The sequence below is a fragment of the Prolinoborus fasciculus genome (assembly GCF_056724605.1).
Genome location: NZ_JBWZQN010000189.1, coordinates 1 through 439 on the forward strand (window position 1 = coordinate 1; position 439 = coordinate 439).

The window sequence follows — 439 nt, forward strand, 5'->3', positions numbered from 1 at the left end:
CGATATTCAGCTCCATGTTTCTTGCGTTTCCATTCGCCCTCACCTAGAAACTTCATGCCTGTAGAGTCTACGAGTAGATGCAGCCCATCGCTACTTTTTTGGTAGCTGATTGCAATATCAATATGCTTTTGTCTTCTACAAAGCGTACTGTAATCTGGTGCGGTCCAATTTAATCCGCAAAGTTTAATCAGACTTTGCACAAAGCCAGTGACCATACGTAAAGATAGACGGAATAAGGATTTAATCATTAAGCAGCATTGGATAGCTGCGTCGGAGTAGGTTTGATTTCGCCCTTGTTTGCCTTTTGATGGAGCATACCATTGCGTAGCAGGATCAAACCAAATGGCAATATTTCCGCGACTCATGAGTGCTCGGTTATATGCGGGCCAATTGGTTGTGCGGTAGATTTTGTGTGTAGGCTTCTTCATTTGAAAATTAT

Annotated in this window: 1 pseudogene; it reads right to left on the reverse strand. The window is 42.6% G+C overall.

The annotated features are described in order from the left end of the window. Positions 1-428 (reverse strand): annotated as a pseudogene (locus AC1P5O_RS16890) (IS5-like element IS17 family transposase); the annotation flags it as partial. Positions 429-439 lie beyond the last annotated feature (11 nt).